The sequence below is a fragment of the Cytobacillus sp. FSL R5-0569 genome (assembly GCF_038007265.1).
In the GTDB taxonomy this organism is placed as follows: Bacteria; Bacillota; Bacilli; order Bacillales; family Cytobacillaceae; genus Cytobacillus; species Cytobacillus kochii.
In genome coordinates, this window is sequence record NZ_JBBOWW010000001.1 from 3129593 (window position 1) to 3155850 (window position 26258).

Annotated in this window: 29 protein-coding genes and 1 other RNA gene; 3 read left to right on the top strand and 27 right to left on the bottom strand. The window is 36.5% G+C overall.

Annotation, left to right across the window (positions count from 1 at the left end; all coding sequences use genetic code 11):
• Positions 1 to 152 precede the first annotated feature (152 nt).
• Positions 153 to 392: a DUF2627 domain-containing protein gene (locus MKX78_RS15845; protein ID WP_095373649.1), complete on the top strand. Its 240-nt coding sequence runs from the start codon at positions 153 to 155 to the stop codon at positions 390 to 392.
• A 76-nt stretch (positions 393 to 468) separates the two neighbouring features.
• Here MKX78_RS15845 and spo0A read toward each other — a convergent pair whose 3' ends face one another.
• The 21 genes from spo0A to spoIIIAA form a co-directional block, all read right to left on the bottom strand.
• The gene (gene spo0A / locus MKX78_RS15850; RefSeq protein WP_095372622.1) at positions 469 to 1263 is read right to left on the bottom strand and encodes a sporulation transcription factor Spo0A; all 795 of its coding nucleotides are present in this window, start codon (positions 1261 to 1263) and stop codon (positions 469 to 471) included.
• Between the two features lie 327 nt (positions 1264 to 1590).
• Entirely contained in the window at positions 1591 to 2880 is a 1290-nt protein-coding gene (gene spoIVB / locus MKX78_RS15855; RefSeq protein ID WP_095372621.1) for a SpoIVB peptidase, read from the bottom strand.
• A gap of 113 nt (positions 2881 to 2993) precedes the next feature.
• A complete protein-coding gene (gene recN, locus MKX78_RS15860; protein WP_095372620.1) occupies positions 2994 to 4682 on the bottom strand; it encodes a DNA repair protein RecN in 1689 nt (562 codons plus the stop codon).
• A 17-nt stretch (positions 4683 to 4699) separates the two neighbouring features.
• On the bottom strand, positions 4700 to 5149 hold the full coding sequence (gene ahrC, locus MKX78_RS15865) for a transcriptional regulator AhrC/ArgR (protein ID WP_095372619.1): 450 nt from the start codon (positions 5147 to 5149) through the stop codon (positions 4700 to 4702).
• Positions 5150 to 5393: 244 nt separating this feature from the next.
• The gene (locus tag MKX78_RS15870; protein WP_307313730.1) at positions 5394 to 6230 is read right to left on the bottom strand and encodes a TlyA family RNA methyltransferase; all 837 of its coding nucleotides are present in this window, start codon (positions 6228 to 6230) and stop codon (positions 5394 to 5396) included.
• A gap of 4 nt (positions 6231 to 6234) precedes the next feature.
• Positions 6235 to 8127: a 1-deoxy-D-xylulose-5-phosphate synthase gene (gene dxs, locus MKX78_RS15875; RefSeq protein ID WP_307312939.1), complete on the bottom strand. Its 1893-nt coding sequence runs from the start codon at positions 8125 to 8127 to the stop codon at positions 6235 to 6237.
• A 118-nt stretch (positions 8128 to 8245) separates the two neighbouring features.
• Positions 8246 to 9136 (bottom strand): polyprenyl synthetase family protein, encoded by an 891-nt coding sequence (locus MKX78_RS15880; RefSeq protein ID WP_095372616.1) that lies wholly within the window; start codon positions 9134 to 9136, stop codon positions 8246 to 8248.
• 5 nt (positions 9137 to 9141) lie between these two features.
• The gene (locus tag MKX78_RS15885; protein WP_095372615.1) at positions 9142 to 9375 is read right to left on the bottom strand and encodes an exodeoxyribonuclease VII small subunit; all 234 of its coding nucleotides are present in this window, start codon (positions 9373 to 9375) and stop codon (positions 9142 to 9144) included.
• Complete coding sequence (gene xseA, locus MKX78_RS15890) at positions 9375 to 10730, bottom strand: exodeoxyribonuclease VII large subunit (protein ID WP_341051573.1); 1356 nt, start codon at positions 10728 to 10730, stop codon at positions 9375 to 9377. Before xseA ends, MKX78_RS15885 begins: the two co-directional genes overlap by 1 nt.
• 91 nt (positions 10731 to 10821) lie before the next feature.
• Positions 10822 to 11220, bottom strand: a complete 399-nt coding sequence (gene nusB, locus MKX78_RS15895) for a transcription antitermination factor NusB (RefSeq protein ID WP_095372613.1) — start codon at positions 11218 to 11220, stop codon at positions 10822 to 10824.
• A 306-nt stretch (positions 11221 to 11526) separates the two neighbouring features.
• A complete protein-coding gene (locus MKX78_RS15900) occupies positions 11527 to 11934 on the bottom strand; it encodes an Asp23/Gls24 family envelope stress response protein (RefSeq protein WP_095372612.1) in 408 nt (135 codons plus the stop codon).
• A gap of 17 nt (positions 11935 to 11951) precedes the next feature.
• A complete protein-coding gene (accC, locus tag MKX78_RS15905; RefSeq protein WP_095372611.1) occupies positions 11952 to 13307 on the bottom strand; it encodes an acetyl-CoA carboxylase biotin carboxylase subunit in 1356 nt (451 codons plus the stop codon).
• Between the two features lie 15 nt (positions 13308 to 13322).
• On the bottom strand, positions 13323 to 13829 hold the full coding sequence (accB, locus tag MKX78_RS15910) for an acetyl-CoA carboxylase biotin carboxyl carrier protein (RefSeq protein WP_095372610.1): 507 nt from the start codon (positions 13827 to 13829) through the stop codon (positions 13323 to 13325).
• Positions 13830 to 14230: 401 nt separating this feature from the next.
• Positions 14231 to 14752, bottom strand: coding sequence for a SpoIIIAH-like family protein (locus MKX78_RS15915; RefSeq protein ID WP_095372609.1), 522 nt, complete (start codon positions 14750 to 14752; stop codon positions 14231 to 14233).
• A 20-nt stretch (positions 14753 to 14772) separates the two neighbouring features.
• Complete coding sequence (gene spoIIIAG, locus MKX78_RS15920) at positions 14773 to 15423, bottom strand: stage III sporulation protein AG (protein ID WP_095372608.1); 651 nt, start codon at positions 15421 to 15423, stop codon at positions 14773 to 14775.
• A complete protein-coding gene (gene spoIIIAF, locus MKX78_RS15925) occupies positions 15416 to 16054 on the bottom strand; it encodes a stage III sporulation protein AF (RefSeq protein WP_095372607.1) in 639 nt (212 codons plus the stop codon). Before spoIIIAF ends, spoIIIAG begins: the two co-directional genes overlap by 8 nt.
• A gap of 12 nt (positions 16055 to 16066) precedes the next feature.
• Entirely contained in the window at positions 16067 to 17293 is a 1227-nt protein-coding gene (gene spoIIIAE, locus MKX78_RS15930) for a stage III sporulation protein AE (RefSeq protein WP_095372606.1), read from the bottom strand.
• Positions 17294 to 17394: 101 nt separating this feature from the next.
• A complete protein-coding gene (gene spoIIIAD, locus MKX78_RS15935; protein WP_095372605.1) occupies positions 17395 to 17784 on the bottom strand; it encodes a stage III sporulation protein AD in 390 nt (129 codons plus the stop codon).
• Between the two features lie 17 nt (positions 17785 to 17801).
• The gene (gene spoIIIAC / locus MKX78_RS15940) at positions 17802 to 18005 is read right to left on the bottom strand and encodes a stage III sporulation protein AC (protein ID WP_095372604.1); all 204 of its coding nucleotides are present in this window, start codon (positions 18003 to 18005) and stop codon (positions 17802 to 17804) included.
• Between the two features lie 38 nt (positions 18006 to 18043).
• Complete coding sequence (gene spoIIIAB, locus MKX78_RS15945; protein ID WP_307312930.1) at positions 18044 to 18559, bottom strand: stage III sporulation protein SpoIIIAB; 516 nt, start codon at positions 18557 to 18559, stop codon at positions 18044 to 18046.
• Entirely contained in the window at positions 18556 to 19479 is a 924-nt protein-coding gene (spoIIIAA, locus tag MKX78_RS15950; protein WP_307312928.1) for a stage III sporulation protein AA, read from the bottom strand. Before spoIIIAA ends, spoIIIAB begins: the two co-directional genes overlap by 4 nt.
• A gap of 158 nt (positions 19480 to 19637) precedes the next feature.
• On the opposite strand from spoIIIAA, the gene MKX78_RS15955 reads away from it, so the two are divergent.
• The gene (locus tag MKX78_RS15955) at positions 19638 to 20987 is read left to right on the top strand and encodes an alkaline phosphatase (RefSeq protein ID WP_233435222.1); all 1350 of its coding nucleotides are present in this window, start codon (positions 19638 to 19640) and stop codon (positions 20985 to 20987) included.
• A 229-nt stretch (positions 20988 to 21216) separates the two neighbouring features.
• Here MKX78_RS15955 and ssrS read toward each other — a convergent pair.
• The 5 genes from ssrS to MKX78_RS15980 all read right to left on the bottom strand — a co-directional run bounded on the left by ssrS (position 21217) and on the right by MKX78_RS15980 (position 24164).
• Positions 21217 to 21398, bottom strand: a non-coding RNA gene (ssrS, locus tag MKX78_RS15960) — 6S RNA.
• A gap of 53 nt (positions 21399 to 21451) precedes the next feature.
• Positions 21452 to 22009: an elongation factor P gene (gene efp / locus MKX78_RS15965; RefSeq protein WP_095372602.1), complete on the bottom strand. Its 558-nt coding sequence runs from the start codon at positions 22007 to 22009 to the stop codon at positions 21452 to 21454.
• A 28-nt stretch (positions 22010 to 22037) separates the two neighbouring features.
• Entirely contained in the window at positions 22038 to 23099 is a 1062-nt protein-coding gene (locus tag MKX78_RS15970; protein ID WP_095372601.1) for a M24 family metallopeptidase, read from the bottom strand.
• A gap of 17 nt (positions 23100 to 23116) precedes the next feature.
• Positions 23117 to 23545: a type II 3-dehydroquinate dehydratase gene (gene aroQ / locus MKX78_RS15975; RefSeq protein WP_095372600.1), complete on the bottom strand. Its 429-nt coding sequence runs from the start codon at positions 23543 to 23545 to the stop codon at positions 23117 to 23119.
• A gap of 106 nt (positions 23546 to 23651) precedes the next feature.
• Positions 23652 to 24164 (bottom strand): YqhR family membrane protein, encoded by a 513-nt coding sequence (locus MKX78_RS15980; protein ID WP_224936001.1) that lies wholly within the window; start codon positions 24162 to 24164, stop codon positions 23652 to 23654.
• Between the two features lie 310 nt (positions 24165 to 24474).
• On the opposite strand from MKX78_RS15980, the gene MKX78_RS15985 reads away from it, so the two are divergent.
• On the top strand, positions 24475 to 24864 hold the full coding sequence (locus MKX78_RS15985; RefSeq protein ID WP_224936000.1) for an SA1362 family protein: 390 nt from the start codon (positions 24475 to 24477) through the stop codon (positions 24862 to 24864).
• 55 nt (positions 24865 to 24919) lie between these two features.
• Here MKX78_RS15985 and MKX78_RS15990 read toward each other — a convergent pair whose 3' ends face one another.
• Positions 24920 to 25807, bottom strand: coding sequence for a patatin-like phospholipase family protein (locus tag MKX78_RS15990; protein WP_095372599.1), 888 nt, complete (start codon positions 25805 to 25807; stop codon positions 24920 to 24922).
• Positions 25808 to 26258 lie beyond the last annotated feature (451 nt).

Genomic DNA, 26258 nt, shown 5'->3' on the forward strand with positions numbered 1-26258 from the left:
AACCTTAATTGTTCTTGTTGACAAATATCTTATACTGTTAGTGTTAATATTTTTTCTCATATGATGCACCTATGAAATCTCCCTTTAATAAACGTTTCCTATCATATATAATGAGTTTATTGAATATTTTAGCAGCGGAAGAAAGGAAAAATATGATTAGACTAATTGCATTAATGATACTTGTACTTCCCGGTGTTTTAGCGGTATACGGAATTAAATTAATGAGGGATATGGTATTTGGCATTTTACAAAGCCCTTTCCCATCTTTACCTTTGCAGTTTGTGTGTGGATTATTATTTGTTATATTAGGAATTGGCTTTATTGCCGGATTTATTTTGCATCGTGATCGTAAAAGAAATAAAGTGCAAGACCGTTTTAAGAAAGAATCATAAAAAGCGTCAGCATAATAAAAATGCTGACGCTTTTTTGTTTATTCGTGTGGACGATATGTTCACACGCCTAGCTTTTTCAAGAAGCCTTATGCTCTAACCTTAACTTATCGGCAACCATTGCAATGAATTCTGAGTTTGTTGGCTTGGCCTTTGTCATGCTGACTGTATAGCCAAATAAAGAAGAGATAGAGTCAATATTCCCTCTGCTCCATGCCACTTCAATTGCATGACGAATTGCCCTTTCCACTCTACTAGCTGTTGTATTATACTTTTTGGCAATGTCAGGATACAGAACTTTTGTAATCGAGCCAAGTAACTCAATATCATTATATACCATTGAAATCGCCTCTCTTAAATATAAGTAACCCTTTATATGAGCAGGCACACCAATTTCATGTATGATACTTGTAATACTTGCATCGAGATTTTTGGGTTTTGGCTCTGCTTGTGAACGGTAATTGGTTGTAGAAGGTGATTTACGAATCATCGGACTTGATTTTCCGCTCACTTGGCGGATATGACTAGCCAAATTATCCATGTCAAAAGGTTTCAATATAAAATAAGATGCACCAAGATCAACAGCTTTCTTTGTCACGTCTTCTTGACCAAAAGCAGTTAACATAATAACGCTAGGAAGAGTTTTTAAGTTAAGTTCTCTCATTTTTTCGAGAACTGCAAGTCCATCAAGATGCGGCATAATGATGTCTAATACAAGCACATCTGTTTCGATTTCATCAAGAATATTTAAACAGTCTTGTCCATTATGCGCGACTCCGACTATTTCCATATCTTCTTGAGAAGAAATATACTCTTCAAGTAAAGCTACTAGCTCTCGATTGTCATCAACTACACATACTTTGATTTTTTTCACTAATTTTTTCCTCCTCAACCCATAGTTGAATCTATTTTCTATTTTTTTGTCTCTATTTGCTAAGTGACAATTTCGACAAAGGGGATAAAAATCCTTTACCAAATTTTATTTTTCTTTAAAAAACTAATAAAATCTTAAGTTTTCTTTGTTTTCCTCTATTTTTCGACTATAATCGATATCTTTCTTCTTCATTGTCGAAAAATCTTTGTTTCTTTGCTTATTTTAACATATATATGTTAGTCATGCTTTTTCAAATTGAATGATTTAAATCCACATTCACCTTATATATCTAAACAAACAAAAAAGCGGGCAAAACCGCTTTTTTGTTTAAGATGCTCGCTCTTCATGGTTTTCGTAAATATTAATGCCCGCTTCATTTAACATCCATTCAATATGCACACCATAACCACTGGTCGGGTCATTCACAAAAACATGTGTTACCGCTCCTATAACCTTGCCCTTTTGAATAATCGGGCTGCCACTCATACCCTGGACAATACCCCCTGTTTTTTCGAGCAATTCATCGTCAGTGACCTTAATGACCATTCCTTTTGTAGCAGGAAATTTTTGCGGGATCGTACTAACAATTTCGATATCAAACAGTTGAACTTTATCATTTTCAACGACTGTTAGAATTTTTGCTGGTCCTTCCTTTACTTGATGTGAAAGAGCAATTGGCATTGGTTTATCCATTAGCCCGTTAGCCAATCCACGATTAAGCCTTCCAAAAATGCCAAATGGACTATTTCGATCAATGTTGCCTATAACTTCTTTTTCATCTTTAAAGCGTGCTAATTTTTCTCCTGGATTCCCATTACTCCCCTTTTCAATGGAAGTAACAGTAGACCGTAGTATTTGACCATCATCAACGACAATTGGCCTTTTTGTATCCATATCAGAAATAACATGACCAAGAGCACCATATTTTTTTGATTGTGGATGATAAAAAGTCATTGTGCCTATTCCAGCCGCTGAATCACGTATATATAATCCAAGCTTAAAGTTTGGTTCATTTTTATCTTTCAATGGTAATAATTCTGTCTCAAATTTCCCTTCATCACGAGTAACTGATATTTTTAGGGGTTTACCACTATCTCCTGCTGCTTGTACAAATGGAGCAACATCAGACATTTTTTCAATTTTTGTTCCGTTTATTTCTGTAATAATATCACCTATTTTAATACCTGCTAAATCTCCCGGTGACATCTTTCCATTTATTGTATTAATTTGGTGATGTCCGACCACCAATACGCCAACTGTATTCAATTTTACACCTATTGATTGCCCACCCGGTATAACTTTAAAGTCCTTTAAAACTTCCACATCTACTTTTTTTATCGGAAAACCAGCCAAATCAAGAAACATTTCATTCTTGCCTGGTTCATTAGCAGAGAGTGTAATGACTTCTTTATCCTGAACAACCGCCAATTGTCCATCGGGTGCTTGTGTTGTTGCATTTACTGTTTCCGCCATATTATATCGTACTTGTTCACCCTCAAATACGGTAAGGTTTATAGGAATGTGAATATACTCTTGAAACGGTTTAGAAAATCCTATACATATGATTGAAACAAGGAGAATTCCACCAATTATTTTTCTCAATATATCTCTTGTCATTTCAACACTCTCCTCGCTTCTTGTTTCATGGCTACATATATAATTTTGCCTGCTTCAAGAGCAATTATAACTGGCAACTTAATAAAAAAAGCTACCCTCCATTGGATAGCTTTTCATGGTATTTTTACATTTTTGGCAAGGCTCAGTAATTCCTTCGCATGCTCCCTTGTCAGTTCAGTCATTTCCACACCAGAGATCATACGACCAATTTCTTTAATCTTTTCCTCGTCATCCAACGGCTTTACCGTTGTTTTTGTACGGCCAGCTTTGAGTGTTTTAGAAATAAATAAATGCGTATCTGCCATTGCAGCTACTTGTGGCAAATGGGAAATGCAAAGAACTTGCGAATCAATCGCTACTTGATGAATTTTTTCGGCTATAGCTTGTGCGACTCTTCCGCTTACCCCTGTATCAACTTCATCAAAAATAATAGATGTTACCCCTTGATGTTTAGAAAAGATACTCTTTAAAGCAAGCATAATTCGGGATAGTTCACCACCTGATGCAATTTTTGATAATGGTTTTAACGGTTCTCCTGGGTTAGTGGATAAGTAAAATTCGACTGTATCAATACCTTTTTTATGAAAGCTTTCTTTATCCGTAATAAAATGGACCTCAAATACAGTCTTTTCCATATAAAGTGCTTTTAATTCACGATGAATCATTTTTGTTAATCGTTCCGCAGCATTTCTTCTTAATTCACTCAATTCCTTTCCTTCGACAAGTAAATCAGCTTGTAATTCTTTAGCCTGCTTGAGCAAGTGTTCGATATGAGTTTCTTTGTTGGTTAATGTTTCAATTTCTTCCTCAATCTTTGCAACATATTCCAATATTTCCTCTATTGATGGTCCATATTTTCGTTTGAGCATATTGATTTCATTTAATCGCTCTTCAATTTCATTCAATCGAACAGGATCAAATTCCATAAAATCTAATTTACTCCTTAAAATAGCTACCGTGTCCTCTAATTGATAAAAACTGTTGGCAACAACTTCTTGCAACTCAACTAACTCTTCATCAACTTCTGCCGATTGTTGAAGGTGATTCATAGCTAAACTAATCCAATCAAGCCCTTTTTGTTCTCCTTGCAAAGCATTATAGCTAATTTTTACGCCTTCATACATCTTCTCAAAATTAAGTAAGCGGTTTCGCTCTTCTAAAAGTGCATCATCTTCATTCAATTTTAAATTGGCGTTTGTTATTTCTTCATATTGAAATTGAATAAGATCCAGGCGATGAGCCATTTGCTGTTCATTTTCTGTTAATGTCTTGATTCTTTTCATTGTTTGCTCGTATTCTCTATAGACCTCTTCGTATTCTTGTCTGCTTTTAGCGATTTTGGTACCACCAAATTGATCTAATAAAGGCAAATGCAAACTTTCATTCATTAATTCTTGGTGTTCATGTTGACCATGTATGTCAATTAGAGTACTACCAATTTCTCGAAGAATAGAAATGGTTACAAGTTTTCCATTTATTCGACAGACACTTTTACCTGATTTAGATATATCTCGTCTTAGAATCAACATTCCTTCATCGATATCTATACCAAATTCTTGCGCCCGTTTGTAACACGGATGTTGTTCATCATCTAATATGAATAAACCCTCTATCTCAGCTTTCTCTTCACCATGTCTTACATACTCTGAAGAACCCCTGCCACCAACAAGCAGGTGAACGGCGTCAATAATAATTGATTTTCCTGCTCCTGTTTCTCCTGAAAGCACAGTTAGACCTTTATTAAAGGCAATTGTGATTGATTCGATAATAGCAAAGTTTCTAATTGATATTTCATTTAACACTGACATTTCACCCCAGCTTATAGCATTTCTAAAAATCTTTTGGAAATCACTTCAGCTTCTTCAGGTGTTCGACAGATAATTAAGCAAGTATCGTCGCCACAAATTGTTCCTAATATTTCATCCCAATCTAGGTTATCCATCAATACACCAATCGCCATTGCATTCCCTGGCAAAACTTTCATCACAAGTAAATGACCGGCAGAATCTAGACGAACAAATGCATCCATTAAGTTACGCTTTAATTTTTGTAAAGGGTTAAAGCGTTGATCAGCTGGTAAACTGTACTTATATCTTCCATCCAAAAGGGGAACTTTCACTAAATGTAGTTCTTTAATATCTCTTGAAACCGTTGCTTGTGTGACGTTAAACCCAGCATTTCTTAACTCTTCTACTAGTTCATCTTGGGTTTCAATATCATTGTTCGTAATTAAATCCCTAATCTTAATATGTCGTTGTCCTTTATTCATTCTTTTCACCTCTATGAATACAAAGCGCTGCCTGAAATCAGCAACACGATTCTTATTATCTTTTAATTCATATGTTAGCTGATTTTCTCTATATTGTACAATTTATTCTGCATAATTTGTGTTTTTTTGGTAAAAAAGATTGTTTCATAAGAGAATTTCAAATCTCATTTATATCCGTTATGATGCCTGACACAAAAGAACAGGCTGGAAAATGCTCCCCTAGCCTGCTCACTTTAGTCTGTGTTCATTCTTTCAGTTTTGCTTTTAATTGCTTGTGGGCTTCTTCTACTACTGATTGGATATCAAAATCATTGGTAGCATGCACTTCCTCTGAACCATGTGGCCACTGCAAATGAGCGAGGAATTCAATATTACCATCTCCACCTGTAATCGGAGAATAGGATAAGCCTTTAATATGATATCCTTCCGTTTGAGCGAAGGTTAGAATTTTATCAATTACTTGTTCATGTACTGACGAATCACGAACAATTCCCTTCTTCCCAACTTGTTCTCTTCCTGCTTCAAATTGAGGCTTGATTAATGCGATCACGTCGCTACCAGGTACGAGTAATGTTCGCAAAACAGGAAGAATTAGTTGTAAAGATATAAATGAGACATCAATGGAAGCTAAATTTGGCATTTGACCGACTAAATCAGCAGGTGTAACATAGCGAAAATTAGTCCGCTCCATTACAACCACACGTTCATCCTGTCTTAGCTTCCAGGCTAACTGATTATATCCAACATCTAGGGCATAAGACATTTGTGCCCCATTTTGCAATGCACAATCTGTAAAGCCCCCTGTTGATGCCCCAATATCTAATAGAATTTTATCTTCAACGGTTAAATCAAATACCTCTAATGCTTTTTCGAGCTTTAAGCCACCTCTACTTACGTAAGGCATTGCTTTCCCTTTGATTTGTAATGGAATATCACTCTTTACCTTTTCTCCAGGTTTATCTAGCCTCATTTCATTACTATAGACGATGCCTGCCATTACCGCTCTTTTTGCTTTCTCTCTTGTTTCTGCCAAGCCTCGTTCTACAAGAAGAACATCCACTCGTTCCTTTTTACTCATTATCGCTTCATGCCCTCTTTTGTTTTTTTTCAGCTAATCTACTCATGCGCTTTACAATTTCTTCAGATGTTAAATTTATCTCTTCTAAGAGTTTGTCCACACTACCATGTTCAATAAAATGATCCGGGATACCAAGTCTATCCACTTTCGCATGATGGTAATGATGATCATGAGCAAATTCTAACACGGCGCTACCAAATCCACCTTGTAAGACGGCTTCTTCAACTGTCAAAATAGGCATGTTCATACTTAAAATATCATGTAACATTGTCTCATCTAATGGTTTAATAAAACGGGCATTAACAACTTTTACTGAATAGCCTTTCGCTTCAAGAAGAGCTGCCGCTTCCATAGCCATTGGAATGGTTGTTCCAAATGTTAAAATAGCTGCGTCTTTACCTTCTTTTAACACTTCCCATGAACCAATTGGAAGTGCCGTCATCTTCTCATCAATCTCAACTCCAAGTCCATTTCCTCTTGGAAACCTCATTGCAATTGGACCATCATTGTATTGAATAGCGGTATATGTCATATGACGACCTTCATTTTCATCTTTTGGCATCATCAGTACCATATTTGGTAAATGTCTTAAAAAGGCAATATCGAAAACACCTTGGTGCGTTTCTCCATCAGCACCTACTAACCCAGCACGATCGATCCCAATAAAAACATTTAGGTTTTGCCTAGCAATATCGTGGACCACTTGATCATACGCTCTTTGTAAAAATGTCGAATAAATTGCTAAAAATGGCTTCATTCCTTGTGTAGCAAGACCTGCCGCTACTGTAGCCGCATGTTGTTCCGCTATTCCTACATCAAACATGCGATCGGGAAATTCACTTGCAAAACCTTCTAACTTAGATCCCACAGGCATCGCAGGCGTAATGGCAACAATTCGTTCATCTTCTCTTGCCAATTCTCTGACTGTTTCACTAACTAACTTACTCCATGCCGGTGCAGTATTAACAGGTTTCAGGAAGTCACCTGTTTCCGTTTTATAAGGGCCTGTTCCATGCCAAGTACCAACTGTATCACGTTCTGCAGGTTCAAAACCCTTTCCTTTTTTCGTAATTACATGTAAGAGAACTGGACCTTCTGTTTTCTTGGCATAATTAATGTTCTCAAATAATTCTTCATAATTATGACCATCAATTGGTCCAAGATAAGTAAAGCCGAGTTCCTCAAAAAACACGCCTGAAACAAGTAAATACTTTAAGCTATCTTTTAATCTTTCAGCTGTTGAAGCAATTTTACCACCGACAGCTGGGATCTTTTTCAGAAAAGCTTCTAACTCATCTTTTGCCCATTGGTATTTCCCCGCAGTTCTAAGACGACCTAAAACATTATGAAGGGCGCCAACATTAGGAGCGATTGACATTTCATTATCATTCAAAACAACAATCATGTTTTTCTGCTCGTGACCAATATGGTTGAGCGCTTCTAATGCCATTCCACCAGTCAAGGCACCGTCCCCTATTACTGGTATCACATGGCTATTTTCTTTTTTAATATCTCTTGCAATGACCATTCCCATAGCACCTGATAAAGAGGTGGAGCTATGGCCGGTTTCCCATACATCATGAGGACTTTCGATCATTTTAGGAAACCCGCATAATCCTTTATACTTTCTTAACGTATCGAATTGGCTAGCTCTACCAGTAAGGATTTTGTGAACATATGACTGATGCCCAACATCCCATAAAATTTTATCTGTTGGGCTATCAAACGCTTTATGCAGAGCAATGGTCAATTCAACAACACCTAGATTAGGCCCAATATGGCCACCAGTAACTGACAATTTTTCAATCAAAAAATGTCTAATTTCCGAGGCTAGATTCTCTAATTCCTCATTAGAGAGCTTCTTTAAAAAGCTTGGGTCTTTAATTGATAACAGATCCATAAGACGGATCACTCACTTTCATTACTTATTCATAAATTGAGTATACTTCTTCTCATTTCCTTTTCATGATTAGTACTAGATTACAGCAAAAATAAAAATAAGCCAAATGTTATCCCTTTTAATGGTTTCTTTCAGCTAGCATATCTGTAATTTTTTCCAAGTAATAAGTATTCAAACCTGTTTTTGCTAATTTTTCTTTCGCTAACTGTGTATGCTCATCAAGAGCTGCTTTTGCACCATTCATTGTTAATATGCTTGGATAAGTACTTTTCGCATTGACTTCATCACTACCTACCGGCTTACCAATTAGTTCCTCAGAACCTTCTAAATCTAAAATGTCATCTCTTATTTGGAAGGCTAGACCTAAATGTGTGGAAAATTCAAGTAAAAGCTGCTTTTCCTTATCTGAGGCACCAGCTAAAATGGCACCAGCCATGACACCAAAACTTAGTAACTTTCCTGTTTTATGTACATGAATGTATTCTAATTCAGGAAGTGTAAGTGTTTTCTTTTCACCCAACATATCAGCAACTTGGCCACCAACCATGCCTTCTGCTCCTGCTGATTGAGCAAATTCTTTAATTAAAGCTAATTTAGCTTCAGGAGAAGCAAATGCTTCATCCGTTTCTGCAATTAATTGAAAGCTAAAAGTTAAAAGCGCGTCCCCTGCTAAGATTGCATTGGCTTCCCCATACACTTTATGGTTTGTCGGCTTTCCTCTTCTTAAATCATCATCATCCATACTAGGAAGGTCATCGTGAATAAGAGAGTATGTGTGCACCATTTCAAGTGCGCATGCACTGTTAAGCCCTTTAATTGTTTCTTGTCCATAAGCAGCTAAAGTAGCGAAGAGCAATAAAGGTCTGATGCGTTTACCTCCAGCCGATAAAGAATATTGCATTGCTTCTTTTAGCACAGCTGGAGATTCTAATCTCTCTACAAAGGATGCCATTTTCTCTTCCAGTAGTGTTTTATGATGTTGTGAAAAAGCTTGTAGTGACTCACCCATTCTCCCTACTCCTCCTCATGTATAACAAACGGCTGTTTTTTTCCATCATCAGTAATCATTTCTGTTAATTGTTCTTCTACATTTTTTAGTTTATCGTGACAAAGCTTGGAAAGTTCCATCCCATTTTTATAAATGGAAATAGCCTCTTCTAGAGGGACATCCCCTTCCTCTAACTTTTCTACGATTTGCTCAAGCTGCTCCATTGCTTCTTCGAAAGTAGGTGTTTTCTCTTTAGCCATTACTTTTCACCTCGATTATCGATTATATTCTTTACTTCAGCTAAGATCGTTCCATCTTTTACCTTTACTTTTATTTCGTCATTTTGTTTAACTTGATGAATAGATTTGATGAGTTCTTCTTTTTCCGAATACAGTAAACTATAACCACGGTCCATAATCTTTAAAGGACTTAACGTCTCTAATTTTGATATAAGATGTGAGAATTCCCTTTGCTTTCGCTCATTCATGACATTCATGGAACGCCTTAACCGTTTATTCATATCTATATATAGCTTTCTGCTTTCTATGGCTAATGAGTGTGGTGGTGTTCTTAGCAAGCGTTTTCGTTGCTGATCGACTTGTTCCTGCTTATATTTTAATAAACGTATTGTACTTTTAATTAATTGTTCTTTCGTACGATCAACTTGTTCTAATTTTTGCTCATAAAGTTTTTGGGGGTATCGAAAAGCATAAGATTTCTCCACTCTATGAAGACGTTCAAACTGCCTTGTTAACCTCTCCCTCGTTGCTCGGATCATCCGTGCTTGTTGGTTATGGATCCGTTCACTTAGGTCATCTATATGAGGCACTGAAAGCTCAGCAGCACCGGTCGGGGTCGGTGCCCTTAAATCTGCGACAAAGTCTGCAATCGTAAAATCCGTCTCGTGACCAACCGCTGATATAATTGGGATAGATGAAGCAAATATACCTCTAATCACTTCTTCTTCATTAAATGCCCATAACTCTTCAATTGAACCTCCACCTCTACCAACAATTAATACATCAACCTCTTTCCTTTCATTCGCTCGATTGATTTGTTGAGTGATGGAAGGTGCGGCCCCTTTTCCTTGTACAAGTGCTGGGTAAATATAAATAGGAACAGCAGGATATCGGCGTTTCAATGTTGTAATCATATCTCTGATTGCTGCACCAGTTGGTGAAGTAATCAGCCCGATCGCTTTCGGATACTTAGGAATCGGTTGCTTATATTTCTCTGAGAACAACCCTTCCTTTTCAAGTTTCTGTTTTAACTGTTCATAGGCTAGATAAAGGTCACCAATACCATCAGGGGTCATTTCTTTCACATATATTTGATATTGTCCACTTGCTTCATATAAGGACAAATCACCGGTAATAAGAACATTCATCCCATTCTCAGGGACAAATTTCATCGTTTGATTGTATCTTGTAAACATCACTGCAAGAACTCTTGATTTCTCATCTTTTAATGTAAAATACATATGACCACTCGAATGGCGCTTGAAATTTGAGATTTCACCTTTGACCATTACTTGTTGTAAATGTGGATCTCTATCAAATTTCCGCTTTATATATTTTGTTAATGCGTAAACTGTTAAATATCTCTTTTCTTCCATTCTTATCTCCTTCTTTATTACAACGAATTAATTGTAATAGGAAAGTTTAAGCAGCGGATTCAAATGATGTAATCGCATAAAATAGATGCTCTTAATTCTCACTATAATTATCTTTTATTTTTGATAATACACTATTTATAAACTTTGGCGATTGGTCGTCTCCATACATCTTTGCAATCTCAATGGCTTCATTAATAACAACATTAACCGGTATATCATCCTCGCTAAAAGCAAATTCAAAAGTGCTAAGACGTAGTAAATTGCGATCCACGGTTGCCAAACGATCCAATTTCCAGTTCTCCAGATTGTTAGATATTAATTCATCAATCTGGGCTTTATGCTGAAGAACACCACTGACAAGATGGTTTAAATAAGCATCCTCTCGCTGTTCATCTAACACATGATGAATGGCCTCATTCATTTCCGTTCCACTTAAATCGATTTGAAATAGCGCTTGCAATGCTTTTTCTCTTGCTGTTCTTCTTTTCATTCTTATTTCTCCTTTGTCATTCAATCTATTATATAAATGTCCTCGTGGATTTCTTTAACGACACATAAAAAAACACATAAGAAGATAATAGCATAACTGACTATGATTCGCACAGTGTAGTCAATAATTTTTCCTCTATTTTTCCTTACAGTCTGATGAACTTTAAATAATGAGAACATAGTTATTAATATGAATAGACTTATCTAAAATTTGTTGAAACAAACCTTTAAGTCATGAAGCGGATATATCAATACAAAAAAAAGACGACTAAAGACACCGATGTCTCTAGTCGCTTTTTTTGTCTTTTTATATTTCTTGTTCGTATTCATCTTCTTGTTTTTGGCTTTCAAAAAGAATACCAACTACATGAATATTAATTTCTTTCGTTTCAAGCGCTGTCATATTTAATAGAGCTTGACGAATATTATCTTGAATACTTTGTGCAACAGTTGGAATAGATACGCCAAATTTCATTAAACAGTAGACATCCACTTTAATGCCTTCTTCAGCTAATTCGACTTTTACACCTTTTCCATGGTTTTTCTTGCCTAATTTTTCAACTACACCTGATGCGAAGTTGCCGCGCATTTGTGCAACACCTTCCACTTCAGATGCCGCAATTCCTGCAATTACTTCAATTACTTCAGGTGCAATTTCCACCTTACCTAACCCTGTTTCCTCTTGGTTCATTTCTAGAATATTTTGATCGCTCATTTTGAAACCTCCAATTCTTATTCAGATTTCATAACGTCATTCAATTCCAGGAATTTCGTATTAAACTCCCCTGCAACAAAATTCTCATTCTCAAGAAGTCTTAAGTGGAACGGGATTGTAGTATGAACACCTTCAATAACGAATTCACTTAGTGCTCGTTTCATTCTAGCAATTGTTTCCTCCCTCGTATCACCATAAGTAATCACTTTTGCAATCATTGAATCATAATACGGAGGAATCGTATATCCAGGATATGCAGCAGAATCAACACGAACACCTAAACCACCTGGTGGAAGGTACATCGAAATTTTCCCTGCTGATGGCATAAAGTTTTTCGCCGGGTTCTCTGCATTTATTCGACATTCCATCGCCCATCCACTATAAGTAACATCCTGTTGGGTCATACCTAAACGTTCACCAGAAGCAACTTTAATTTGCTCTTTAATCAAGTCAACGCCTGTTACCATTTCTGTTACTGGATGTTCCACTTGAATACGTGTATTCATTTCCATGAAATAAAACTTACGGTTATGATAATCATAAATAAACTCGATTGTACCTGCACCGGTATAATTTACTGCTTCTGCAGCTTTTACTGCAGCTTTCCCCATTTCTTCACGTGTTTCACCATCTAAGGCTGGAGAAGGCGTTTCTTCAAGTAGTTTTTGCAATCTTCTCTGAATGGAACAATCTCTCTCTCCAAGGTGAATCGTATTTCCATAAGTATCTGCTAGTACTTGAATTTCTACATGTCTAAAATCTTCAATGTATTTTTCAATGTATACACCTGCATTACCAAAAGCTGTTAATGCTTCCTGCTGTGTAATGTTGATTCCTTTCGTTAACTCTTCTTCATTACGTGCGACGCGAATTCCTTTACCGCCACCGCCAGCAGTTGCCTTTATAATAACAGGATAGTCTATTTTTTGCACCAATTCAAGCGCTTCACTAATGTCTTCAATAATTCCATTTGAACCAGGTACGATTGGTACGCCTGCTTCCTTCATCGTTTCACGAGCAATATCTTTCGTACCCATCTTGGCAATCGCTTCTGGAGTTGGCCCAATGAATGTAATATGACACTCGCGACATAATTCTGCAAAGTCACTGTTCTCTGCTAGAAAACCGTAACCTGGATGGATCGCATCGCAATCTGTTAACTTCGCCACACTAATGATACTAGTGAAGTTTAAGTAACTATCCTTTGAAGAAACTGGACCAATACAATAAGCTTCATCAGCAAGCTGAACATGTAGAGCTTCTTTATCACCTTCTGAATAGACAGCTACACTTTCAATACCCATTTCACGACATGCACGAATAATACGTACAGCGATTTCTCCTCTATTTGCGATTAATACTTTTTTTATCATCGACAAAAGCCCTCCTTACTCAGGCTTCACTAAAAATAATGGTTGCCCGTATTCAACTAATTGACCATCTTTAACTAAAATTTCCACAATTTCTCCATCTACTTCTGCTTCGATTTCATTGAATAATTTCATTGCTTCAACAATACACAGAATAGAATCTTTGGTGATTTTAGAACCAACTTTTACATATGCATCTGCATCTGGTGAGGATGACTGATAAAAAGTTCCAACCATAGGAGAAACTACTTGATGCAGATTTGAAGTATCTTTATCTTCATTCTTTTCATTTACTTGTTCTACTTTTTGTACTTCCATTTGGACTGCTGCTGTTTTCTGAGGTTGTTCAGGAGGCGCTACTACAGCCTGTGCCTGTGGTTGAACAACTGGTACTGCTGCAGGTTGAATAGCAGTGACATTTTTCTTCATTTCTACTTTTGTACCTTCATGTTCATAAACAAATTCATCAATATTTGATTGATCAACTAATTTAATCAATTCACGAATTTCTTGGACTTTTAGCATTCTTACACCCCTGTTCTTCATTTACGCTTCAACTTTAATAGATGAAATACTAGTTATGTAAAATAATTATGACTAGCTACTATAATCATACGCTAAGACCTAATGAAAGTTCAACACTAACTTTAATAGTAAATATTATCCAAATAATAAGTCTCCCTCTAAATACACCACTTATATCCCTTTCTTTCCTTCTGATTTATTAAGAGAACAAGTGAAAGTTGAAGTTCTTCATTTTTGCTAGGCTCGGATTATTTAACTATGTAAAATATTTCATCAGTCAAACACGTACAAAAATTATGCACTTATCAAAAACTATTATCTAACTATTGTAATTATTTTATCATTCCCCTATAAATAAATGCAAAAAACTGAGCGACTGTATTCATCGCTCAGTTTTCATACTACTTACTTACTTGAAATTCTACTGCTACCAAAGCTTGTGTGCCTAACTCATTCATTACTTCTCTAATAATCTTGTTTGCTTCAGCTTTTGATTGTTCTTCCGCCTTAACAACCACTTTTACATTGGCACCATCAGCTTTCACAAGAACATCTTCGTAGTTCATTGATTTTATCAAGTTCTCTAACATTTCTTCCTTAGCAGCTAACTCATTAAGTGAATCAAGTTGATCCTTCGCTTCACTTCTTTCCTCTGCAGGTAATTCTGTCGAAGCTGCGACTTCTGTTAATCTTTCTTTTTCCATACTTCTTTCGTTCATTTGATCAAGTCTCTCTTGGGCAAATTCTTCATCAGATGCTACATCTGAAATTACCGCACCACCGGTTTCTGCATTTTCATTTTCTTCTTGGTCATTTCCCGCAAGATTCATTTGTCCATCTGGAGAAGTTAAGTAATAAATTGACAGAACAACGACTAAACTCAACATAGTTAATAACCATACCGTTTGCTTTTTTAATAACATCATTAAATCCCCCTTAAACATTATTTTTTCTTAGGTAAAACAGAAACTTTATGTGCAGGTACATCTAGTACACGTGAGACAGCTTCCACAATCCATGTTTTCACTTGGATATTATCAGCACCTTTTGCTACTATGAGAACGCCTCTTATATCAGGCTTTTTTGTTTCTATTACAATTGGAACTTCTTTTTCTCCTTCACGGATGATGACAACCTGTTCTTCTTTCGATTGATCTTCCACCACCCTTTTGCCACCTTCTCTATCCGTCTCATCAGTAATTTGTCCTTGATTCGTTGTATTTTTTTCTAATACTTTTTTCTCTGTGGAATCAACATTTACAACAATAGAGACATCATCCACTCCAACTATTGTGTCAAGCGCTTCTTTAATCTGTGCTTCATATGCCTTTTCATAATCAGCAATTGAATTGGCTGATTGTGGTTTAGATTGTCCAAAGACTTCTTGCTCTTTCTCTGTTTGCTCACTCTCGGAGTTAAAGACAGAGACTTCATCAGACGTGTCATTATTAAAAAATATATTACTAATTAGCATAATCGCGGCACCAAATAAGAGAACGATCATCAAGTATTGAACTTTACCGGGTTTTTTTTCGCCATCTTTTTCTTTTGATAACCATTCTTTCAGTAATGTAATTGGTCCTTTTTTACCCATCGTTTTTCGCCATCCCCCCTTCTTCTAAAAATACTTCCATCACTTTTTCATCGATTTCCCAATTAGTAGACAGAAGAGAAGTAATATCACCTGGGACAGTAGTTGTTGCTTCTGATTCAATCGGCTTTCCTGTGTCTACTTCTACATTTTGGACAACTTCAACTGCTTCTTGTTCCCCTTCTTCTACTGGTTGTACTTGCACATAGACCTTTTGAAGGTTTTGAGGGAACTCAAGCTCGGACCTATCGTCTTCAATCATTTCTATCTTTGTAATTTCTAAACCGTACTTTTCTACCAACTCCTCATTCGCCGATGCTTTCATGGCTTTTTCTACGTTTTCTAAAGCATATGCACGAGAGGAGGCTTGTATTTCTTTTTTTTGCATTTCTATTGAATTTTCTATTTCTTCTTTTGAAGAAGTAGACTCAATTGATGGTAACGACATAATCGTTTGTTCGAAATCACTAGAAACAAATTTAAATATAGGAGTTAAAATAATCGCTATTAATAATAAGCCCGTAACCATTTTTGTGTATTTCTGTAGCTTTGAACTTGGAAGAATCATATCAATAACCGTTGCTAGCAAAATAAATATGATAATTGTTGTAATCCATTCTTTTAAAAATTCCATTAGCGACCCTCCCTATCTCACCATCATCGTGAGATTTCCAGCTACGATCACGACAGTAATACTAAGAAAAAACATAAGAGACACAATGGCTAATGCTGCAAATACATACATGACACTTTTACTGATAATATCTAAACATTTAATAATCGGCCCTCCGCCTAAAGGTTGAAGAACAGCTGCTGCAAATTTATATATAAACGCAATCATTAATATTTTGATTGCAGGAAAAGCTACTATAATCATCAAAATGGCGACACCAGCAATTCCGACAGTGTTTTTCAATAATACAGATGCTGTCACTACCGTATCCGTTGCGTCTGTGAACATTCGCCCGATTACAGGGATAAAATTACTTGTTACATACTTCGCTGTTTTTAGTGTGACACCATCTGTAATGGCTGTAGAAACTCCTTGGATTGATATCACAGCCAAAAACACAGTAAGGAAAATACCGAGTAAGCCCACACTCCAATTCCTCAAGAGGTTCCCCAATTGTGTAACCTTATATTGATCTGACAAAGTACTGACGATATGCAGTAGCGTGGATAAAAAAAGCAAAGGAAACACAACATATTGAATTAACACACCACTCGTATTCATTAAGAAGAGAATAACTGGATGAAAAAAGGCTGCTGAGATGAGTCCACCTGAGGAGGCAATTAATGCTAGCAGCAAAGGAATGAGCGCTAGAATGAATGAAGTCATCTTATGGACAGTATCACTTGCATACTCCATCGCGATATGGAAGCTATTCAATGCTAAAATAACCAATACCATCAAAACAATCGCATAAGCGACTTTACTTACTGTTCCGGATTCGAAAGCATTTTGCAATGATTGCAGAAACATGCTAAATACAGCTAGTAAGATTAAGGTTCCTAAAAGTTTTCCATTTACAACAAATTCATGAAAAACGAATTTAAGTATGCCTAATGCCCATTGATCAAACGAAAACTCTTTTTCACCTTTTATAAAATCGTAAATGCTGCCCTTTTGACTTTCCGGCAAAAAACCTCCATATTCATTGGTGATATCTTCCCAGAATCCCTTTAATTCATCCAAATGGAGTGTATCTATTTGTGACTCTACAATATCTTCCGGATTAAAAACTTCTTGAGCTTCTTCAGTTCGGTATTCATCTGGTTTATCTGCCTCTTCATCTGAGGCATGTACAATGTGGCTTGTCATGAAAATAAACAACATACTAAACAGCAATGTTTTCAATAAATAGTGCTTCATCTTTTACACCTCTTTATATAGGGAAGGTGCTACTCTCTTATGATGTTGTCATTTTCTATTCACACCGCATGGGTGGCTCCTTCATTTTCTCTTTACACTGATTAACTTGGGATCATTTGAATAATTGTTTCAATCAAAACCGTTAATATCGGGATAGCCATTGCTAAGATAAAAATCTTCCCTGCCATCTCAATCTTTGCAGCAATTGCACCTTGACCAGCATCTTTCGTAATTTGCGAGGCAAATTCTGCAATATAGGCAATACCCACTATTTTCAGTATGGTCTCCAAATACACCATATTAATATTGGCATTAACAGCAATGCGCTCTATCATATGAATAATCATATATATCTGATCGACAAGATATAAAAAAATCGTACAACCAACAAAAACAACTAAAAGAAAAGCAAAGTTAGGTTTTTGTTCTTTGATAATTAGTGCCAAGAATGTAGCTATTAAAGCAATGCCTACTATTTTAAGAATATCAATGGCATACCTCTCCCTTCTTATTGAAATAAGAATACTGATTTGATTTTTTGAAAGAGGTTATCTACCACTGATGCAACCAGAAATAAAATATAGATAAATCCAAACAAAGTGACCCATTGGGCATATTCTTTCTTTCCCACTTGGTCAAGAATCGTGTGTAAAAAAGCGACGACTATCCCAACACCGGCAATTTTAAAAATAATCTCGACATCTAATCCCATTATTTTCTCCTCCTACACTCAAACATGAGAAATTTTCTCTACATTAATAAAATAATTAGCAGAAGTCCTGATAAAAACCCGAGGCTTTTCGCCATTCTTTCGTATTTTGCCTGTTTCTCATGCGCATCTACTTCTTCACGTTCCAGATGGGCTAATGTCAGCAAAATTTGCTTTTGTTGGGAGATGCGATCATGTCGCCCTAATGTCTCTCCAAATTGTTTCATGATTTCAAATTCACTGTTTTTCAGAGCCGTTTTTTTCCAAATGTGATTCAAGCTATTCTCCCAGGCCCTCATTACTGTCGTTTCAGTTTCTGTTAGCCGAGAAGCAAAATCAGCAAAGAATAACGAAACTGGTTGACTTAATTGAGAAGCGAGGCGTCGTGATGCCTCATGTAATGGAGTGTGGCCATACATGATTTCCGCTTCTAATGATTGCAAGGCACTCTTTAGCTGCCTTAGTTGACGTGGCCTTTCACTTAATCGTTTTGATATCTCAAATCCTACGAGAGTAGTTGCTACGATGATAAGTATTGCTCCCACTATTTTAATCATGGTCCTAATACCTCTTGCTTCCTATATAACCGCATACCATTACCGTCTTTGACAGCTTGTATATTTCCCGGTCCTGCACGTCTATTAAGTTCAACAAAACGTTCAAATATATCTAATTCAAGTAAAGGTGCCATTAACGGACGTTTTTTTATATCTTCATACGAGAAGCCGTGGGTAGTAGTAATTAACTTTATACCGGCATTAACTGCTTCTAATACGGCTTCTACATCTGCTTTGCTACCCAATTCATCGACCACAAGGACATCTGGGCTCATCGAGCGAATCATCATCATCATACCTTCAGCTTTTGGGCACGCATCTAAAACATCAACACGCGGACCAAACCTCATTTGTGGTATACCATGAATACTTCCAGCTATTTCTGATCTTTCATCGACGATGCCTACTTTTTTAGCAGTTGTGTATTTATTTTCACTAGAGACCATTCTCGCTAAATCTCTAAGCAAAGTTGTCTTTCCAGTTTGTGGAGGGCCGATAATAACTGTATGCATCCAACCATTCTGATAAATATGATGAGCAACAGTTTCGGCAATCCCGATTTTTTCTTTAGCAATACGAATGTTAAAAGAAGCGACATCTCTAATCACTTTTACTTGTCCGCCTTCTAAAATAACTTTACCTGCTAGTCCGACCCGGTGACCGCCCTCTATCGTGATATAACCTCTACGTAACTCTTCTTCCAAAGTATAAATAGAGAAGTGACTCATCTTATCTAATAAATGAATCGCATCCTCTTCCGTTGCTTGATAAGGTAACAAAACATAGTTACCATGTGTAACAACTTCAATCGGGCGATGAGTCCTAATCCTAATTTCCTCTATTTCTGCTAACTGACGAGTTGGTAATTGCCGTAACTGTTGTGAGATTGAACGTGGTAAAAATGCTAGAATTGTTTCCACCTCGAAAGTCCTCCCTTTCCTTTGTCTCCATAGGACTTGCTCTTTTCTACTCTCAATGTATGCAAGATGAATCTAACGTATGACCAGATAACAAATAATTATTATTAAAAGAGAGACAATAATTCACATGACAATCTATTAAAGAGGATGTGAAATGTGTGAGGAAATTAAAGTACTTATCTATTCTATGTTTTTCTTTATTACTACTAATAAATACTTCGTCTGTTACGGCAGAAGGAAACAAACCTACAAACATTATCTATATGATTGGAGATGGTATGGGGGTGGGCCAACTAGAGATAGCGCGCGAATTGGAAAGAGGTAAAGAGGGGCAATTGTTTCTGACTTCCCTCCCCTTTAGTGCCCTTGTTCAAACCTATTCTGCTAATCGAGTCGTAACTGATTCTGCTGCTGCCGGTACTGCCCTCGCAACAGGAAGCAAAACCAATAATGAAATGATCGGAGTCACGCCAGATGGCAAGGAGGTAAAAAGCATCCTCGATTTATTTAAAGAGCAAAAGAAAAAGACTGGTATCATCTCCACCAATGCCATCACGGATGCCACACCTGCCGCTTTCACAGCAAGCGTTCTTAATCGTTGGGCAGATCAGGCGGATATTGCGAAGCAACAACTCACACTCGCCCCTGATGTCATGTTAGGTGGGGGAGAAGTTTTTTATGGTCCTGCCCTGTTAGAAAAAGCAAAGAAGTTAGGTTATACCATTGTCAGAAATAGACATGATTTATTAAGCAATCAGACAGAGGGTAAACTGCTGGGCCTTTTTGCTCCGTATCATCTGTCATTTAAAATAGACCGCAAATATACAGATGGCACAGAACCCAGCTTAAGTGAAATGACAAAAACAGCACTACAAAAGCTTAATAATGGAAATGGTTTCTTTTTAATGGTGGAAGGGGCAAGAATTGACCATGCAGCCCATTCAGCAGATATAGCAAGTGTTTGGAGAGAAACAGTAGAATTTGATGAGGCTGTGAAAACGGCCGTCGAATGGGCTCATAACCGTTCAGATACTTTGATAGTTGTTGTTGCTGATCATGAAACAATGGGTATTTCTGCGACCGAACCACTAAAGCGAAAGATGATAAAAAAAATTCAAGCTTCACCAGAATATGTGCTTGCACAAACGAAAATGGGAGAGGATGGTAAATTCATTACCTCTCACATAGTAGACAATTTAGTTAAATATACTGGGATTGTTTTAACTGAGGAAGAAGGTATACAGCTCAATGCAAGATTAATGAACGCTCGGGGAAAAGTATACAAAAAAAATAAAGCTGCATGGGAACTTGGTAGCTTTATCTCAGAAAGATATAATACTGGTATCGTTAATCACCAAATCCGTAGTATAAGCAGTGCGGGTGGCCATACAGCCAATCCAGTTCCGTTATTTGCATACGGTGCAGGTGCAGAACATTTCCATGGTATGTTGGATAATACGGATATTCCTAAAAAAATGGCGGAATTATTGGGTTATCAATGGGATTAATGATGGAAGTATAATAGGTGGGGGAATTCCCACCTTTATCTTTAAGATGGTTGTAAAAAATTTTACTCATGCTTTTATAAAGTAAACCAATCGGGTTTATAAGACTTACTTGTTATCTTCATTTTATTGTAAACTTCGACTTACTTTAACCTCTCTTTGGAAGTCATTCTAAAGGTTGAAACGTAAAAAAGACATCTGAGAATCATCTCAAATGTCTTCATTAGTAAATCAAGTAGCCGCTGTTGCCGCCGATTTATATGGAGTTTCATACCTGCTCCACCAGGTGGGTGCTTGCAATAATCTTCCTAACGTCCTAAACAATGTAGGCATGTTATTTCAATTATGATCTTAAGCTCCCTAAATTAACGTAAAGGTTGAAACTTCATATACAAACGAACAACGCAGCAAGTTGATTATTATATTACTATAAGATCACGAAAATAACAAGTCATCAAACGCAAAAATTAAGCACGAGATACGTAAGAAGCATCTGTTGTGTTAATAATAAGCTGATCGCCTTGGTTCACAAAGAAAGGTACTTGCACACTTAAGCCTGTTTCTAAAATGGCTGGTTTTGTACCACCAGAGGCCGTATCACCTTTGATGCCAGGTTCTGTTTCAGTTACTTCAAGTACTACCGTATTTGGCAATTCAACACCTAATGTTTCACTTTGATATAACATAATGGAAACTTCCATATTTTCTTTTAAGAACTTCAATTCATATTCAATTGCTGAAGCACTTAATTCAATTTGATCATAAGATTCTGTATCCATAAAGACGTGTTGATCACCATTAGCATATAAATATTGCATTTTACGATTATCAATTTGTGCTTTAGCTACTTTTTCACCCGCACGGAAAGTTTTTTCTTGAATAGCTCCTGTACGTAGATTACGTAATTTTGAACGAACAAACGCCGCACCTTTACCTGGTTTCACGTGTTGGAAATCCATTACACGCCAAATCCCATTATCTACTTCAATGGTTAAACCTGTTTTAAAATCATTTACTGAAATCATGCAAAAAGTTCCTCCTACTATTCACTCATTAAAGAATAACTAATTCTTTTGTTGATGTATTAAGGTTTTCGTTACCCTCTTTAGTTACAATCGTATCATCTTCAATTCTAACGCCACCGATGCCTGGTAAATATATACCCGGTTCACAAGTAACAACCATTCCTGGTTCTAATACGATGTCAGATTTAAAAGAGAGTCCTGGTCCTTCATGGACTTCTAAGCCAATACCGTGACCGGTAGAATGACCAAAATATTCACCATAGCCTTTTTCTGAAATATAGTCTCTCGTTAAAGCGTCAGCTTGCTTCCCAGTAATTCCAGCTTTAATCCCTTTCATACCGCGTAACTGTGCTTCTAAAACAATATCATATACTTCTTTCATCTTATCACTTGGTTGACCGATGGCAACGGTTCTTGTTATATCGGAAACGTATCCATTATATAACGCACCAAAGTCAATTGTAACAAGCTCACCTTTTTCGATGACTTTATCACTCGCTACACCGTGAGGTAATGCACCACGAACACCTGAAGCAACAATCATATCAAACGAAGATGAAGTTGCTCCTTCTTTTCTCATAAAAAATTCTAATTCATTTGCGACTTCTATTTCTGTTTTACCAGGTTGAATAAAGTTAAGAATATGAGAAAAAGCGCTATCCGCTATTTTCGCGGCTCCCTTTAATATCTTAATCTCTGATTCATCCTTTATCAAGCGTAACTTTTCAATTTCGCCTGATACAGGAATTAATTCAGCATCAATTGTTTCATTAAAAGTTTGGTAAGAAGCATATGTAACATAATCTTTTTCAAATCCCAATTTCTTAATACCTAATTGCTTTACAATTGATGCCACTTCTTCAGGTATAGTTCCTTTATGTTGCACAACCGTATATCCAGTACATTGCTTGCTAGCTTGCTCAGTATAACGAAAATCAGTAATGAACAATGCATCTTTTTTGCTAATTAAAACAGCACCGGCAGACCCTGTAAAATGAGAAACATAACGTCTGTTATAAGCACTCGTAATCAAAATAGCATCAATACCTACTCGATCAAAACTATTTCTTATTTTATCTATCTTTGTCATAACTTCTACTCTCCCTCTTATTCATCTGTTAATGCAAATAAAGCAAGCTCATAGCCTTTCATTCCTAAACCAACAATTTGCCCCTTTGTTACTGCTGCCATGACGGAATGATGTCTGAATGATTCTCTTTTATGCACATTGGAAATATGTACTTCAATAACAGGGACATCAATGGCTGCAATGGCATCACGAATAGCAATACTATAGTGAGTAAATGCTCCTGGATTAAATATAATACCTTCATATTTCCTATTCGCCAGATGGATTTGATCAATGATTACGCCTTCGTGATTAGATTGCATACAAGTAAGCGCAACATTTCTTTGTTCTGCTATTTGTTTTAAATTATGTTCAAGCGACTCTAATGTGTCCGAACCGTAAATCCCTGGTTCACGTTGGCCTAGAAGATTCAAATTCGGTCCATTGATGAGCAATATTTTTTTCATGGCGCCACTCCTACGAATACTGAAATATTCAATATGGCTATTTTATCACAAAATAGAGAACACTCACTATAATAAAGCAAATAAAAGCAATCAATCTTCTAACAATTTAAGCTTCTTCCGTTTCTTGTGCTTCTTTCATCTTTTGTTGTTCTTCATTTTCATATGAAATGGAATAACCAACAAATACACCATACAATAAATATAAGCAAACAGATGTTATAATTGTATTTATTTTCAAATCTCCTACAGGGGCAATATTAGGAAACATCGGATTTAGGACAAAAAAAACAAGGGCAAATAAAACAAGTCCATAAAGGGCACCAAACCACATTTTCTTGAACCTTCTCATTGTCCAATAATAAATATAAGCGGCTACAACTGAAACAGCTCCAATTAAAATAATCGAAATCACTGTTCCAAGCCAACCATCCTTCCAATCACCTATTGTCCATGGTTCTAAAATGACTCTTGGTCCTACTTCTGTTAAATTAAGGACATAAGCGATGTAACCAATCGTACTCCAAAAAACACCTCCGACAAATCCAGTGATAAAAGTTAAAGATGTCATTGATAATGGTTGTTCCCGTTCGTTTTGTTCTAATTCATGTTTATCACTCATATGATTCACCTCCGTGCTTATTATGTCCAATGCAGGTAGAAACCATTGCATCTTTCATAAAATTGTTAAAATCCGTATTTTTTTCTTGTTTTTTATCTATTTGTAGAGGGTTTCACAGTGAAAATAGAGAAATTTATATATAAAATCTTATTGATTGTACAAGATAGTCTAAGATAATATTTTTCTTATATAAGTACTGCTTGAAATCTCAAATATTGGGTAAGATAACTTTAAAAGGGTACGATAAATTGGTTTTTTACTCTTTCGAAGTTTAAAAGCTTACAAATATGCTCATCATGCTCATAGGGAGGTGGCTTTCTTGAAGAATCGGAAATCCTTATATATTTTTGGCGCACTTATTTTACTTGCAATGATTGGGCTTGGTTCTCAATTAATTAAAGACCCAGCCGGATTATTTCGAGGTATAGCCATTATGGCGCTTGTTGGGGTCGTCATCTATTTTGTCGTCCAGAAACTTAGCGGGTCATCAAGTCCCAATAAGAGTGAGCGAAAAGCATTTGCGCAAGCCGCTAAAAAATCAAAAAAACGTTTTAAAAATAAAGAGAATCAAACTTCTTCAAACCGAAGAAGTAAGCCAGTCACTTTAACTTCTATAAAAAAATCAAAAAGAAATACCTCTGTACATCTAACAGTCATTGAAGGAAAAAAAGGCAAAAAGAAAAATCGGGCTTCTTTATAAGAGGTCCGATTTTTTCATGTCAGATTGCGTGATTAGTGACATTTTAGGCTTATTCTCAATAAGTCCATGTGGCAAGAAATTCCTTCGCTCTTTCCCTCCCAAGTTTCAGTAGATCTCTCTTCCCTTCTTCAGTTAACTCAAACTCTGTCGCTAATACTCCTTCTGTAGGAACAAAAATAACATTCTGTTCATGACTTCTCGAAATATAACGGGAATCATGAGCATCCTTCATTGTTTCAAATAATGCTTCAAACATTTGAATTGCATTTTTGATTCTTCTCGGTGGCTGTTCATTATTATTAATACTCAATTTCACTCCGAGAACCGGTCTCGTTTTCTTTACATTATCTTTATCAAACAACCACATTGGGAAGTTACTTAATACACCACCGTCCACAATGAGATTATTACGCTTGCCACGGCCACCGATTTTCACAGGTTCAAAAAAATAAGGCATACTACAACTCATCCTCACTGCCTTAGCTACGGAAAAACGATTTGGGTCAATTTGGTATTTCGGTAAGTCATCTGGCAGCACGAGTAATCTCCCATTCGTCAAATCTGATGCAATAATGCGTAGAGAAAGCGGGGGAACGTCTGCAAATGTCCGAATCCCCCTTGCTGCTAATCGAGCTTCTATCCACTTTTCTAATTCATTTCCCTTATATAATCCCAAACTCCAAAATAAAAATATCCATTTTGCTACAGCAATAGGAATAAGTGATTTTCTACTATCTAAAAACACTTTTAAATCTAAATCGTCCATCATTCTTTCTATCTCATCACTTGAATAGCCTGCAATAATTAAAGCAGATATAATTGACCCGGCACTCGTTCCAGCAACACGTTTGAATTGGAAACCTTGCTTTTCAATTTCCGCAAGAGCACCAATTAGAGCGAACCCTTTAATGCCCCCTCCTGAAAATACACCATCGATTTCCATGTATACAATCACCCCATTCTAATTTGCATACATCCTTTTGCAAAAAGAAAAAAGCATTATAATACATTTGTAATCACTTGAGCTTGGCAATAGTCCGATTTTTGCGAAAATCACAAAACTGGCATTTGTTATAAAAGAACTCGGTAAATCCCCTATTAAACTCTACTCTTCCAGAACAATTATGAAGCTAATAATGGTGACAGTGAAATTGATTGTTAAGTCCCTAAGAAGAGTTAAGGGGAGTTTTCATGTGGATGATTAGAATTTCTGGTGGTGCTGGCATTCTTTTTTATCCCACGTTTTATGATGAGGGCCGATGAAACTCTTTTGTTCTGCTATCTTTGGCGATTTCACTTTTGATGTACGAGCAATACCCCTTTGCTCAGCAATTTTAACGAATTCCTACAAAGTCATACGCACACACCTTGCCAAAAATTATCTTTCCATTTTT